Here is a 13978-nt window from a genome sequence, read left to right on the forward strand (position 1 = left end):
AATAATTGCAATTCTTAGAAGGCTAAAATCCGGTACTTGACGCAACCTTGTAAACGTCCTATGCGCCAAGCCAAATCTTTTACCCATTTACTACGGGTTTCCTTAATGAATACTTCTTTTGGAAGGCGCTTTAACAAGTGCAACCAAGCTTTTCCACTGGTCTTCCATGAAAGCTGGGGCATACCCAAGGGTTGATACTTTTTATATAGAAAAACATCATACTCTCCCCACAGGCGTGCCTGCTTGTACATACCGTTCAGAGTGCTGCGGAGCCGGTAATGAACAACTGCGTCTTTTACAAAGTGAAGTTTTATCCCGGCAAGTTGGAGCCGCCAACAATAGTCTACATCTTGCAGTCGGATCATGTTTTCATCAAAACCGCCGATAGATTCATGCAGAGAGCGTTTAACACCAAGATTGCAGCTACCTGCAAAGGGCAGATAAGGAGGATATTTGTATTCAAGAAGCTCATTTCGCTGCTTAAGTGTATAAACTTTTTGTACCCAAGGCTCGTTAAGCTTTTGATATTCAAGGCGACCTGCTACGAATTCATACTTCGAGAGCGCTTCCCCCATAGCAGCAACCCATCCAGGAGCCACTTCGTCGTCAGCATCGCAGAACACCAGTGCGTCGCCAGTCGCCGCTTTTGCAGCCGTATTACGTGCAAAGGAACGCCCTTGCTGTTTAGATGAATCAACGATGCGGAGATTGGGTAACCGTTCTTTATATTGTTCCACAATTGCTAGTGAATCGTCAGTGGAGCCGTTATCGGAGATAATTAATTCCCATGAGTCAAAGTAGTCTTGGTTTGCCAATGCTTCAAGTTGAATCGCAAGGGTATCTGCTGCATTAAAACAGGGAATAATAATACTTAACTTCATAAATCAATCTTCCGCTTCGCACCCGTATCTATATTAAGTAATTTTATGTACTGGCTACTTAATATATTTGACACCTATTCTCTTTGCAAGTCATCTTCAACTTTATCTAAGACTTTAGTCACAACCTCCTGATATCGAGTTAGGCTAAAAGTATTCAACGCTTTCAGGCGAGTCTGTTCCCAGTCCACAGGAGGGGCTGTACCATTGACGATCGTAAGAATTGTTTGAGCGATTGATTCACCTGTCGGTTCGCAAGTCCAAAAGTCTACTTCTGGGTCGAAGAATTCTTTTAAACCAGGAAAGTTCATATTCAAGGTTGGTATTCCCATTGCAAGGGATTCGACTAATTTATTGGGGGTTGCACTATTACGCGCCCTTTCGTTATTACCAAATACACCTAAGGCTAGGTCGCAATTTTCTACTAAATATTTAGGTAGAGAGCCATCAGAAAACTTTAAATCTTTTCTAAGAAAAACGCGATCGCTTAGTTCCTCTTGCTTGATTTTCTTTTCGTAGGCATGAAACCGTTCTGCATATCCAGATCCATAAGCACCAAATAAATTGCAAGTAAACGGTATCTCTTTTTCCTTTAAAATTTTCATGGCTTGTAATATATTATCTACTCCGTGTAGAGGAAGAATTGTTCCCCACCAGCAGATATTTAGGATACCATCCCCCATAAATTGTCTTTTAAGGCTTAGTCTAGATTCGGTAAATAAAGGAGCAATAAAAACTTTATTTTGATCGAGTTCAACGTCTAAAACTTTTGCCCAGTAAGCAAGTTCATAAGCGGACAGGTGAATGATATAATCTGTTTTTGTAAACGCTAGGATATCTTTCTTCAATATTTCTTTGGCTGCTTTACTTCCTTCTTGAATGTCATCTTTATTTCTTACATAAGTGTCATACATCGATATGTATGGTTCTATGACCACTTTATTTTTAAAGATTTTTGACACCCACAAAGCACTTTGAATAAAATTAGCGTTCATTGGCAATACGTAGATTACGTCTGCCAAAGCAGCTTTTACAAAAAGCTCTATAAGATAAAATTTAGAGAAAACTTTGCGAATAAATTGAGTAAAAAAGGTTTGTCTTCCTCTTCCTCGGAGGTAAAAATCTGGATAGACGAAGGAAACATAGTATCCAGAATCCAACAAAAACTTGAGCAAATTTTCGCAACGATAAGCTCCATGTACATTTCCATAGAGCAAAACCTTGATTTTTTTCTTGAAAATTGACATGGTTGATGCAGCTACCCTTTGAAAAACCAGTTCAACCAGGCGAAACTTAGCACGTCTATGTCAAGTTTAGTTCAATAGACGTTCGTTTGATTAATTGAACCTTATTAAAAGTCAACGGTTATGAGCTTAATAAAATCAATTAACAAAATTCCTCGAACTACTTAGTTGTAATTCTTGTATTTCTACTAATTTTTCCCCGTTAGAAATTTTATTTGCATACTTTTTTTCAAAAAATAAAATGGACTCACTAAACTGCTCAAGAAAAATTCCATTTCGCAAGCAGCAACCAGGTCAGTTTTCAACTTACCTCTATATTTAATTAGTTGAAGAATGGCTCTACGCAGGTTTCCTAAAAGGATTCTGGTAATAATAATTGGCTTTTGCCAATTATTAGCATTAATCATGCGTAGCTGACAAATACTTAAGCCTACCCCTCGAATCAGGGTTATTAAGTAATCTTTCTCTAACCGCCACTTGGGAATTTGATGATAAATACACATTTCGGGGTTGTACCAAATTTCCCAACCAGCGCGTCCGATGTAGAGTAGCGCTTCAAAATCTTCTCCTTTGGCTGCCAAGGATGACCCAACTGGTCCCTGAAGAACAAGTTGAGCGGGAACGTTGTCTAGCCACACTTGCTTTTGGACAACTAATCCGGCTCCTGGAGGAAGGCTTAAATTCTCCGGGTCGTATAGATTAGGTTTTGAACCTCTTTCTTTCAGTGCCAAAAAAGATTGAATTCTTTCAAAGTTTTCTGGCGGATAAACTTCAAATTCGCCTTTTATCTGACCTCCAAAAGCACCTGCTTTTGGATGAGATTTCCCGAAGGAGTAGGCTGCTGCTACCCAATTTGGGTTCGGAAAATTATCATCATCCAAAAAACCAATAAAAGTACCTCTTGCTTCCTTAATGGCGCGTAGTCTTGCAAACACTGCGCCTTGCTGTGGCTCAAAGTAATACATGAGCGGATATGCTTGAGGCCAGTTAGATTGATATTCTTGAATGATTTTGGCGGTGTTGTCAGTGCTATTGTTATCGACGACAACCACTTCCCAAGAAATCTGCTCGGTGCCTACCTGCGATCGCAATCGCTCCAAAACGGCTGGTAGAAGCTTTTCCCCGTTGTAAGTGCGAATTGCTACAGTAAAGTCTACCTTAGACATATCTACAAGCCCAGCCCTGATTGGGGTTCAGAAGTTGCCTTCAGAGTAGCCGTGGATTGAGCTAGCGTCAACCCCCACGGCTAATTGTTGTCGCCAGTCCAAGTTTAAATTTAATCAACCTTCCTTATGGGGCAGTAGATACTTTGCGATCTACCAGTCCCGGTAAAGAATTAATGTCTTCTCTCAAGCCAAATATTTTAGCTTGTCCAAGTTCTAAGTATTTATTTTTGAAAAGGAAAAAGGGACTAATCAAGCTAGATAACAGTAGTTCCCGCTCGCAAGCCGCAATCAAATCTCTTTGGTCTCCGCGATATTTAATCAGATGGAGCATTAGCCTGCGGAGATCGTTGAGCAGGTAAGCTGGAAAAGCTACAGGTCTTTGCCAGTTCTTCAGACCGAGCATCCGTATGTGATACCGACTTAAACCCACGCAACGGATGAGAGAAATTAGGTAATCTTTTTCCAAGCGCCAGCGGGGAATTTGATGGTAAACACGCATTTCGGGATTGTACCAGATTTCCCAACCCGCGCGCTGAATATGCAATGTGGCTTCCAAATCTTCACTGGCTAACTTAGCTTCTCTCCCCTTGTGATTGAGGACGAGGCGCTTAGGCACGTTTGCAAGCCAAGCTTGCTTGCGAACCACTAATCCTGCCCCTGGAGGTAGGATCTTCTTGCGTGGTTCGTAAAGGCTGGCTTCCGCACCTCGATCCACTAATGCCAAGAAACAAGCGATTTTTTTAAAATTTTCAGGTGGCTCGATTTCAAAATTTCCTTGGATTTGGCTACCGTAGGCACCCGCTTCTGGATGCGCTTGACCGAAGGCATAAGCAGCAGCAACCCAGTTAGAGTCAGGCAGATTGTCATCATCTAAAAAGCCAATTAAAGTGCCTCTGGCTTCTTCAACAGCCCGTTGGCGAGCAAATGCAGCTCCTTGCTCAACTTCCAACGTGTAGTGTAGCGGAGCAACTTCTGACCAGTTGGCTTGATATTCTTGAACAATTTTTGCGGTTTTGTCGGTGCTGTTGTTATCAACAACAATAATTTCCCACGAAAAGTGTTCGGTGTTGATCTGCTCTCTGAGTCGATCGAGAACTTCGGGTAAACGCTTTTCACTATTAAAGGTGGGAATGGCTACTGTAACGTCAACCATAAGTTTTGACCGGTTTTTTGAGTAGATAGATGCCGATGTTGTGTTAGTAGAGCTTGGGTGAGAACACCAACTTCAAAACGATGCAGATTAGTAGTACCTACTGCTCTTGCACTTTCCCCTGAATGGCGTGGGGTACGTCGAGCTTTGTAGAAGGCCTACTAAATCTTCCCCGCGATAATACTTAAGTAGACTGACAGCGAAGCGGTTGCTGGGTTGAGCGATCGCTCTCTCGTTGCAGTCAACCTCAGTTATCTTGGTTAAATCTACACCATTGGATCGGGGTTTTTACGGAAAACTTTCTTAAAGCTTCATAAGATTTTACCCAATACTTACGAACTCATCTACACATGGGTTAAGTATCTTTACTCAAGCTTTAAATTTCCGGGTTTTGTGGGGACTCTTGTGAAGTTTAGATAAAGTTAGATTAAAAGGCTCGCCAAAAACGACTTTTATCGTCAGTCCATATCTTAGAAGAGATGCGCACGTAATATCATCTGTAATAAGACATAAATGGGATTCGGCAATCGAGCCTTTGGGTATACCCATATACTTCACCGTGGCGAGCGAGCAGATAAATTGCCTAAATTCTCGTGGTGTTGGGGGTAGCCCGCAGGCATCCTCTGGCAGTGAGTCTGGGTTCAGCAGTGACCGACTCCAAGGGTACAGCAGAAATTAGCGAATCCCTGGACGTGGGACACGGCAAGCCGTCTACTTCACCCTGGCGGGAGACACGACCTAATTAGGCTCGTTCCGTTAAAATATTTGGAAAAGTAAATCTTTAATGTCTTTGAGTTGGAGGGTGCGGCTTCTCCCCTCAAAATGTGCTGAGTATTGAGCATTCTCTTGCTTGGCTCAGTTCTCAATCCCGAACAAACTGGGGTGTAGGTCGCGCAAGTATTTGATGAATTCAGAAAACCGCAAATTTACACCGGAACAATCTCAGTCGCAGCCAGAACCAGTGCCGCAGCTCAAGCGCACCGTTCATCCAGACAGCCTGAAATTTATGAATATGGCAAAAGAGATTCTCGATAGCCCTGCTGTTCAACAAGCTGTTGAGGGTGAAAAGCAAAAAACAAAAGACGGGAACGAATGAGTGATTGAGGAAAAGTAGGGACACAGGCAATGCCTGTGTCCCTACGACAACTCACCATTCCCGATTACCAAGCCTTGGATAATCGGGATGTCTCTGAGATATCAGTGGCTCAGGACCCAGTTAACGAGAGTGCGGACACCGTAACCCGTAGCACCGGAATTGTTGACACCGTTCTCTTTATCCGCCCAGACGGGACCGGCAATGTCGAGGTGCGCCCAAGGTGTCTCTTGGACGAACTGCTTTAGGAATAAGGCAGCCGTAATCGAACCACCCGGACGAGGGCCGGTATTTTTCAGATCGGCAATCGGAGACTTGATGCCTTCAAAGTATTTCTCTTCCATCGGCATCCGCCACAGCTTTTCCCCTGCCTTTTTCGATGCTTGCAGCAACTCTTGAGCAACTGTGTCATCGGGGGTAAACAACCCAGCAATATCATCGCCTAGGGCAATGACGCAAGCACCCGTCAGGGTGGCTAAATCGACAATGGCATCAACGCCGAGCTTTTCCGCAAATACCAGCGCATCGGCTAAAGTCAATCGACCTTCCGCATCCGTGTTGTTCACTTCAATCGTTTTGCCATTGGATGCCTTGAGGATGTCGCCTGGGTGCATCGCGTGACCGCTGATCATATTCTCAGTGACGGCTGAGATAAAGTGAACTTCAACATCTGGTTTGAGTTGACCAATCGCCTTCGCTGCGCCGAGGGTAGCCGCAGCACCTCCCATGTCCATTTTCATGGTTTCGATGCCACTACCCGCGCCCTTAATGTTTAGACCACCCGAATCGAAAGTGAGACCCTTGCCGATGATAGCCACTTTGCGGCGGGGTGTTCCTTCTGGCTTGTAAGTGAGGTGAATAAATTTAGGGGGCATATCGGAAGCTTTGGCAACACCGAGGAACGCGCCCATGCCCAATTGTTCGCACTCTTCTTGTTCCAGAATTTCCAACTGGAGGTTGTGGTTAGAAGCGATCGCTTGTGCGGTTTGAGCCATCGTTATGGGAGTGCATTCATTCGGCGGTGCAGCAACCAGTTCCCGCGCCAGAATCACCCCCGAAGATAGGAATTGAGCGCGATTAATGGCTTCTTCCTGACCTGCCAATCCGAGTAAATCCACCCGCTCTAGCTGCGGCTCCTTATCCTCCGGTTCTGACTTAAAGCGATTATCCTGATGAAGAGCTAGCAGTATCCCTTCAGCGATCGCGCCAGCCGTTGCATCGGGTGCCTGATTCCACACCGGCAGGCTAATCCCCAGGATTTTACTCTTTTCCTTCTTCGCTAACCGCGCGATCGCCGCACCAATTCGCCGCAGAGTATCCGGTTGAAAAGCCTCTGCTTTCCCCAGTCCTACCAGAATAATTTTCCGAACCGGGCTACCCGCACCCACGCGGGTGACGGCACTACTCCCTTCTTTTCCCTTAAATTCTGTTTCTGCAATCAGTTCGTTCAGCGTACCAGCAAACTTCTCATCCAGCACCGCTAAATCGTCTGTGACCTCTACCGCATCCTCAAAAAAACCAAGGGCGAGAGCGTCCCCAGCCCAGTCCAAACGCGGCGTATCAATCGCTCGAATATCCATCCCCGGCTCTTACCTTAAAGCACTACCTGTAACAGTATTGCTCAAAAATCATCAACAAGACTCGTCTGCCCACCCGCGTAACTTGTCCCCTGTAGATACACTTTATAGGAATACACTTTTTCCGATTGGATTTAGGAGCGGATTGATGGTTTCAAAAGCTAGGGGAGAACCTCAACCTCTTTCGTCGCCATCCAATGCGCCAGTTCCTAGCAACCAGTCGGTAGCCCGCCCCGATCCGAGCGTGCTACAGCAAGATCTCCAGAGACAGTTTAATCATCATTCCTCTGCCCGCGGTGAACTGACGATGCCCTGCGTGCCATCAATGCTAGATTATGCACTCAATCGGCTAGTGCGGCTGTTTGAGGCGATTGGTCGCCAACTCTCTCCTGAAGAACTGCAAAAATTGCGCGATTTGATTGCATCTAATATTCAAGAAGGTTTTCTGGCTTCTCCTCATGCTCGATTAGTCATTCAGTACCAACCCGATCCTACTTCCTTAAATAGCCTCACCTGTAACGTCTCAACCAGGATTTTATCGGTTGCCCAGGAGTACCAGCAGTGGATTCAGAACCGAGAGCCGCCCCTATTTGGTAGTCACCCAGACGCGAAAGTCATGGCAACGGCTGCCCAATTTAGAGATCCGGCTCGGAACCCAATTCTTGATGTGGGAGCAGGAACAGGTCGCAATAGCCTTCCCTTGGCGCGAAAAGGCCATCCGGTTGATGCTTTAGAATTGACTCCTGGTTTGGCGGAACAAGTGTTAAATGCGGCAGTGGCGGAAAATTTACCAATTCGAGTCATCCAGGGTGATATCCTCGATCCCCTGGTGAGAATGCGACCCGCTTATTACAAATTCGCAATTGTGGCGGAAGTGGTGTCTCACTTCCGGGATAACGATCAAGTCCGCTTACTCTTGGCGAAAATGTGCGATGTTATCCAAGGTAGCGGTCTGTTGCTGTTCAACCTCTTCTTAGCTGTGGATGGATATGAGCCAAACGATCGGGTGCGGGAAATGTCACAGGTAGCGGCATCGTATATCATGACGCGATCGGAGCTGAAGCGAGCGATGGAGGACTTACCTCTGGAAATGCTGTCAGATGAATCTGTGCTTGATTATGAGCGCGCTCACCTTCCGCAAGAGGCATGGCCCCCCACTAATTGGTTTGTATCCTGGACGAGCGGACGTGACGTGTTTCCCATCCAAGAAACCCCTCCGATGGAGCTGCGTTGGATTCTCTGTAGACGGTACTAACGGAATACAAGGTTGTTGCCCTTTTTGGGTTGGTAAGGATAAGGATCGATGCTAAAGCTTGCACAGAAAAATAAAATTTTGCTAAGTGTTGGAGCCGGACTACTAGCGCTAGTCGCTGGAGCAACGCTGTCAGTCCCGCAATTAACCAGTTGGCTGGAGAAATTAACCCCGAACGGTCAGTCCCCCGATAAAACCCTTTTGAATCCGGGGAGCCAATCCAAGAATTCTGTTTTGCCATTGGCGTCGCTACCGGCAGCACAGCGGGTCGCACAATTAGAAGCGATCGCCAATGGCACCCCATCCCCAGAACGCAATCGCGCCCGCTATCTGTTGGCGAACGATTCGCTCCAACAACAGCAGCCTAAAAAAGCGATCGCGTCTTTGGAAGGATTGGAGGCAGACTATCCGGTTCTTGCCCCTTACATCGCCCTGAAACGCGCCCAAGCTTACCAACTTGCCGGGGACAAAGCAAAAGCTACCGCAGCTTGGCAGAATTTACTCGAAAGTTATCCCGATAATCCCGTCGCCGCAGAAGCGTTGTTTGTGCTGGGGCAAACGAATCCTAAGTACAGAGAACAAGCGATCGCTCAGTTCAAAAGCCATCCGCGCACCCTGGAAATTGTGCGTTCTTCCCTGAGTAAGAATCCCAATCAACCCAGATTACTCTTACATTTAGCCAAAAATGCTCCAAGCGACCCCGGCATTCTCCCGATTCTGGATCGGCTGGTGACTTCTCATGAAGCGGCGCTCAAACAGCAAGGTACAGGGCTACTCAAGCCAGAAGATTGGCAAGCGATCGCTTATAGCTATTGGGAAAACGGTCAGTACCGCAAAGCCGGACAAGCCTACGCCAAAGCCCCCCGCACCTCCCTCCACGCCTACCGCATTGGGCGCGGACTCCATCTCGGCGAGAAACGAACCGAAGCGAAAATTGCTTATCAACAGATGATTCAGCAATTTCCCGATGCCAAAGAAACCGGACTCGCTTTGAGGCGGCTGGCTTCTTTATCATCCCAGCCACCGGAAGCGATCGCCTATCTCGACATCGTTATCCGCAAATTTCCCGACGAAGCCGGTGAGGCACTCCTCGCCAAAGCCGAAATCCTCGATCGTCTCAACAGCGACAAATCAGCTGCGGAAGCTCGTCAATTGCTCCTGACTAAATATGGCAGTTCCGATGTCGCCGCAGAATACCGCTGGAAAGTCGCCCAAGCCAAGGCGACGCTAGGGGATTTCTTAGGGGCTTGGCAATGGGCGCAGCCAATCGCCAACCAAAACCCCGATCATATTTTGGCTCCCAGAGCTGGCTTTTGGGTGGGTAAATGGGCCGCCAAACTAGGGCGTCAGCAGGATGCAAAAGCCGCTTACGAACACGTCCTAGCGAAATACCCCCAGTCTTACTATGCATGGCGATCTGCCGTCTTGTTGGGCTGGGACGTTGGAGACTTTACCACCGTCCGTCAATTGTCCCCGCAGGTGGTGCGACCTGACGAGCATCCCATCCTACCTGCCGGGTCTGAAACGTTGAAGGAATTGTACCAGCTCGGTCAAAAATGGGATGCTTGGACGCTCTGGCAGGCAGAATTTCAGAACCGGATGCAGCCAACCGTTGCCGAACAATTTACTAACGGCATCATGCAGGTGGGATTGGGCAACCACCTGAAAGGAATGAACCTGGTCTCGACTCTAGAAGACCGAGAAACACCCGAAGAGCAAGCTGAATACAAAGCAATCCGCAAACAACCAGTTTACTGGCACACCTTGTATCCGTTCCCGTTCTTGGAAATTATCGAAAACTGGTCGCAACAGCGCCAGCTCAATCCCCTGCTTGTCACCGCCCTGATTCGGCAAGAGTCCCGATTTGAGCCAAAAATTCGTTCGGTTGCGGGTGCAGTTGGCTTAATGCAGGTCATGCCCGGAACCGGCAAATGGGTGGCGGATAAAATTGGCGTCAAGCAATTTAACACCGAAAATCCCAACGATAACGTAAAGTTGGGCACCTGGTTTTTAGATTTTACCCACAAGGAATATAACAATAACTCCTTGTTAGCGGTTGCCAGTTACAATGCAGGTCCCGGTAATGTATCGAAATGGCTAAAAGAAAAAGGGCCATCTATCGATCCTGATGAATTTGTTGAAGAAATTCCCTTTGAGGAAACCAAAGGCTACGTCAGGCAGGTTTTTGGAAACTACTGGAACTACCTGAGATTGTACAATCCACAGGTTGCCCAGTTGGTCGCCAAATATTCGGATGGTCAGCCAACTGCACTCAAGAATTAACCAAAGACTTCTTGCAAAAATCTTTTAAATCGTGTAGAAACACAACTTTATTAAGCCTGCTCTCGTCAGGCTTTGTCATTTTTATTTTTGCAAGAAGTTTCATGTATCCTGAAAACTTGAAGAATTTTTAAGCATTTCTGGGCAGCTTCTAGCAGGTAATATCTGCGGCTATCCAGTTATTGCTGAAACATCCGCGTGTCTACTCTCTACTGGGGGATTTTCTCCCAGATGTGAGGGGATAATATAAATTTTTCAATAATTTGTGTTAATCAATTTTGAACACCGCTGTTCTCATAGAAGCGATCGCTTGCTGCCTAAAATTTCCTCGCGCCCACTGACGGGGATCACTAATCTTCGGCTGTTCGCTTAAATCGATTATCCTGGTTTAGATAGAGTTCCATGTCAATGGCTGCTGAGTGAAGCAGTCAGCGCGGGAGCTTGTATCACCCAATAACCAGCGAATTCAAAGAGTTTTGCGCTTGTGCTTCATTCATTAATCGGGCACCAGCAGCGGCTGCTTTGTAAGAGCTGTCTAATTTCAACGTTTATTGTTTAGTTCCATAAGCATGATGACCGCGAATCAGGCTACCGGAACCCAAGCGTATGATGGCACGGCTACCAACTTTAAAATTAGGCTCTCAAATCAGGGGCTGCAAAATACTCGCGATCTTCTCATCGCTCAAATTTAGAATGCTGGTCAATTCCATCGCTTCCTTAAATCATCCAAATGCCAGGGGATCTCCCTCAAGTGCAAACGCGGCGTGTCAGTCACGCTTTCCTTCCATTCTTTTTTCTCTAAAGGATTTTTACCTATTAGCGATAAAGAGTCAACGAGCCGCCAGTTATTAGAAGGATGGCTTGTCAATAATACGACCAGTTTGGTCTTCCATCTGGAAAAAGCAAATAACGAAATCGACGTTACTGAAATGCCAGATGGAGAGAGCAATGTCCGCCGCCAGGAGGTTACATGAGGAAGTCACGCTCGATTTTTGCTCGGAGAAAGTCACAGTTTAGTTTTTCTCGCCCCTATCAATCTAGACGGAGAAACAAAGTCGCGATCGCTGCGGGTGTGGGACTAAGCGCAATCCTTTTGGGAGCAACCTTTTTGCCAACTAAGTATGGCGTCTGGCTGGAAAAAGTAGTTGGCTGGGTGCCGATGCATGGGTACGGCAGTTTCTTGATGTCGGGAAATCAGATCGACAACTCTGCGATTGTGTCTTTAATCTCGCTACCCCCACAAAAGCGGGCATCACAACTAGAAGCGATCGCCACAGGGCCAAGATCCCTCGACCGCAGCCGCGCCCGTTATCTCCTAGCAAGCGATCTGATTGCCTCCAAACAGGGAGAAAAAGCACTGGAATGGTTAAAAGGATTAGAGTTTGAATATCGCGTCCTAGACGGACACATTGCTCTTCGGAGAGCGCAAGCTTACGAACTGATTGGCAACACCCGAAAAGCCAAGGCAGCTTGGGAAGGTTTGTTAAAACACCATTCTCAAGATCCCGTGTCAGTCGAAGCTTTATATGTGTTGGGGAAGACGGAACCGAAATATTGGGAAGAAGCCGTTGAGAAATTTCCCAGTCATCCCCGTAGTCTGGAAATCGCCCACGCCTTACTCAAAGACAATCCCAACCAAGCAAAATTGATGGTGTCGCTGGCAAAGTATGCCTTTGACACTCCAGGAATTACTTCAGTGCTAGATAAGTTGATAGGTTTGCCAGCAGAGCAACTCAAGCCAGAAGTATGGGAAGCGATCGCTTTAGGCTACTGGGGAAACCGGAAATACGGTCAAGCCAGTACCGCTTATGCCAAAGCCCCCCGCACCCCCCACAACGCCTACCGGGTCGCTAGGGGACTCGATCTCGCCGAGAAGAAAGTTAAAGCCCTCCGCGCTTATAAAGAGGTGGTGCAAGACTTCCCCAATGCGAACGAAAGTGCAACCGCGCTCATCCAGATCGCCAAAATCGGTCCCGCTATCGAGGCGGTTCCTTATCTCGACCAAGTTATCAGTCAATTCCCCGACCGAGCTGGCGAAGCCATCCTATTAGAAGCGAAAATTCTCGATAGTCTTAAAAGTTCTGAGTCCGCAGCCGAAGCGCGTCAATCATTACTCACCAAGTATGGCAATACCGATGCCGCGGCAGAATATCGGTGGAAATTAGCTCAATCGAAGGCGCGGGGTGGAAATTACCAAGAGGCGCTGCAAATCGCCAAGCCGATCGCCACTCAGAATCCTGATAGCGAATTAGCTCGTCGGGCGGCTTTTTGGGTGGGTAAATGGTCAAACAAGCTGGGACGCAAGCAGGAGGCGAAAGCAGCTTTTGAGAACGTCGTGGCGAAGTATCCCCAGTCTTACTATGCTTGGCGGTCTGCCGTCATGCTGGGCTGGGATGTGGGAGACTTTAACAGCGTGCGTCAGCGAGATCCGAAAGTAGAATGGCCTGCCAAGCGACCGTCATTGCCCGTGGGTTCTGCTGCTTTACAAGAACTTTACCAAATGGGTCAAGGCAAAGATGCCTGGAGGCTCTGGCAAGCGGAGTTTGAAAACCGGGTCAACCCAACGGTGGCAGAACAATTTACCGATGGTTTGCTTCGGCTCAATATGGGAGACCACTTGCAAGGAATTGCTAAAATCTCCAGCTTAGAAGACCGTGAGAACCCGGAGGAGCAAGCACAGTACAAAGCTCTAACACAACAAATTGCTTACTGGCAGGCTTTGTATCCGACGCTTTATGTCGAAGCGATTGAAAACTGGTCTCAACAACGTCAACTCAATCCCTTGCTCGTGATCTCTGTCATCCGACAGGAATCCCGCTTTGAGCCAAAAATCCGTTCCACTGCCGGTGCGGTTGGCTTAATGCAGGTGATGCCGGAAACCAGTAAATGGGTTGCCGAAAACATTGGCCTCAAGAAATATAGCCTGGAAAATCCTAACGACAACGTTAAATTAGGCACCTGGTATCTGGATGAAATTCACGATCGCTACAAAAATAACTCCATGTTAGCGATCGCAAGTTACAATGCCGGTTCTGGTAATCTGTCAAAGTGGCTCCAAGGCAAAAAAGTCAGCGATCCAGATGAATTCGTCGAAGCCATTCCCTTTGATGAAACGCAGGGTTATGTCAAAAATGTGTTTGGCAACTACTGGAATTACTTACGCCTGTACAATCCGAAAATCTCCCAGCAGGTAGCAAAATACTCCGAAGGTCAGCCAACCGCATTCAAAAATTAAAAATTGGAATTTACACTTAGGCGCGATTAAAGATCGCTCTTTAGGGAATCGGGAATTGGGAATTGGAAATTGGTAAAAACCCATTTTCGATGACCGATTCCTC

General features: G+C 46.9%; 11 protein-coding genes. 6 read left to right on the top strand and 5 right to left on the bottom strand.

What is annotated here, in order from left to right:
* Positions 1-14 precede the first annotated feature (14 nt).
* The 4 genes from NDA03_RS04770 to hpsE (NDA03_RS04785) all read right to left on the bottom strand — a co-directional run bounded on the left by NDA03_RS04770 (position 15) and on the right by hpsE (NDA03_RS04785) (position 4441).
* On the bottom strand, positions 15-881 hold the full coding sequence (locus NDA03_RS04770) for a glycosyltransferase (protein WP_348237439.1): 867 nt from the start codon (positions 879-881) through the stop codon (positions 15-17).
* 74 nt (positions 882-955) lie between these two features.
* The gene (locus NDA03_RS04775; protein WP_348237440.1) at positions 956-2125 is read right to left on the bottom strand and encodes a glycosyltransferase; all 1170 of its coding nucleotides are present in this window, start codon (positions 2123-2125) and stop codon (positions 956-958) included.
* Positions 2126-2310: 185 nt separating this feature from the next.
* Positions 2311-3288, bottom strand: coding sequence for a hormogonium polysaccharide biosynthesis glycosyltransferase HpsE (gene hpsE / locus NDA03_RS04780; protein WP_190412194.1), 978 nt, complete (start codon positions 3286-3288; stop codon positions 2311-2313).
* A gap of 124 nt (positions 3289-3412) precedes the next feature.
* A complete protein-coding gene (hpsE, locus tag NDA03_RS04785) occupies positions 3413-4441 on the bottom strand; it encodes a hormogonium polysaccharide biosynthesis glycosyltransferase HpsE (RefSeq protein ID WP_190412193.1) in 1029 nt (342 codons plus the stop codon).
* 901 nt (positions 4442-5342) lie between these two features.
* Between hpsE (NDA03_RS04785) and NDA03_RS04790 the strand changes: the two genes are divergently transcribed.
* Complete coding sequence (locus NDA03_RS04790; RefSeq protein WP_190428861.1) at positions 5343-5534, top strand: hypothetical protein; 192 nt, start codon at positions 5343-5345, stop codon at positions 5532-5534.
* 101 nt (positions 5535-5635) lie between these two features.
* Here NDA03_RS04790 and NDA03_RS04795 read toward each other — a convergent pair whose 3' ends face one another.
* A complete protein-coding gene (locus NDA03_RS04795; RefSeq protein WP_348237441.1) occupies positions 5636-7111 on the bottom strand; it encodes a leucyl aminopeptidase in 1476 nt (491 codons plus the stop codon).
* 145 nt (positions 7112-7256) lie between these two features.
* On the opposite strand from NDA03_RS04795, the gene NDA03_RS04800 reads away from it, so the two are divergent.
* From NDA03_RS04800 to NDA03_RS04820, 5 genes are all read left to right on the top strand, one after another.
* Positions 7257-8363: a class I SAM-dependent methyltransferase gene (locus tag NDA03_RS04800; RefSeq protein ID WP_190668189.1), complete on the top strand. Its 1107-nt coding sequence runs from the start codon at positions 7257-7259 to the stop codon at positions 8361-8363.
* Between the two features lie 48 nt (positions 8364-8411).
* Positions 8412-10643, top strand: a complete 2232-nt coding sequence (locus NDA03_RS04805; RefSeq protein WP_348237442.1) for a transglycosylase SLT domain-containing protein — start codon at positions 8412-8414, stop codon at positions 10641-10643.
* 566 nt (positions 10644-11209) lie between these two features.
* Positions 11210-11332 carry a hypothetical protein gene (locus NDA03_RS04810; protein ID WP_277878931.1) on the top strand — a complete coding sequence of 41 codons (123 nt, stop codon included), beginning with the start codon at positions 11210-11212 and terminating at the stop codon, positions 11330-11332.
* A gap of 72 nt (positions 11333-11404) precedes the next feature.
* Positions 11405-11614, top strand: coding sequence for a hypothetical protein (locus tag NDA03_RS04815; protein WP_190436084.1), 210 nt, complete (start codon positions 11405-11407; stop codon positions 11612-11614).
* Positions 11611-13875, top strand: coding sequence for a transglycosylase SLT domain-containing protein (locus NDA03_RS04820; RefSeq protein WP_348237443.1), 2265 nt, complete (start codon positions 11611-11613; stop codon positions 13873-13875). The genes NDA03_RS04815 and NDA03_RS04820 overlap by 4 nt, the downstream gene beginning before the upstream one ends.
* The last annotated feature ends 103 nt before the right edge of the window (positions 13876-13978 follow it).

The sequence above is a fragment of the Trichocoleus sp. Lan genome (assembly GCF_039961855.1).
Classification (GTDB): domain Bacteria; phylum Cyanobacteriota; class Cyanobacteriia; order Cyanobacteriales; family FACHB-T130; genus FACHB-T130.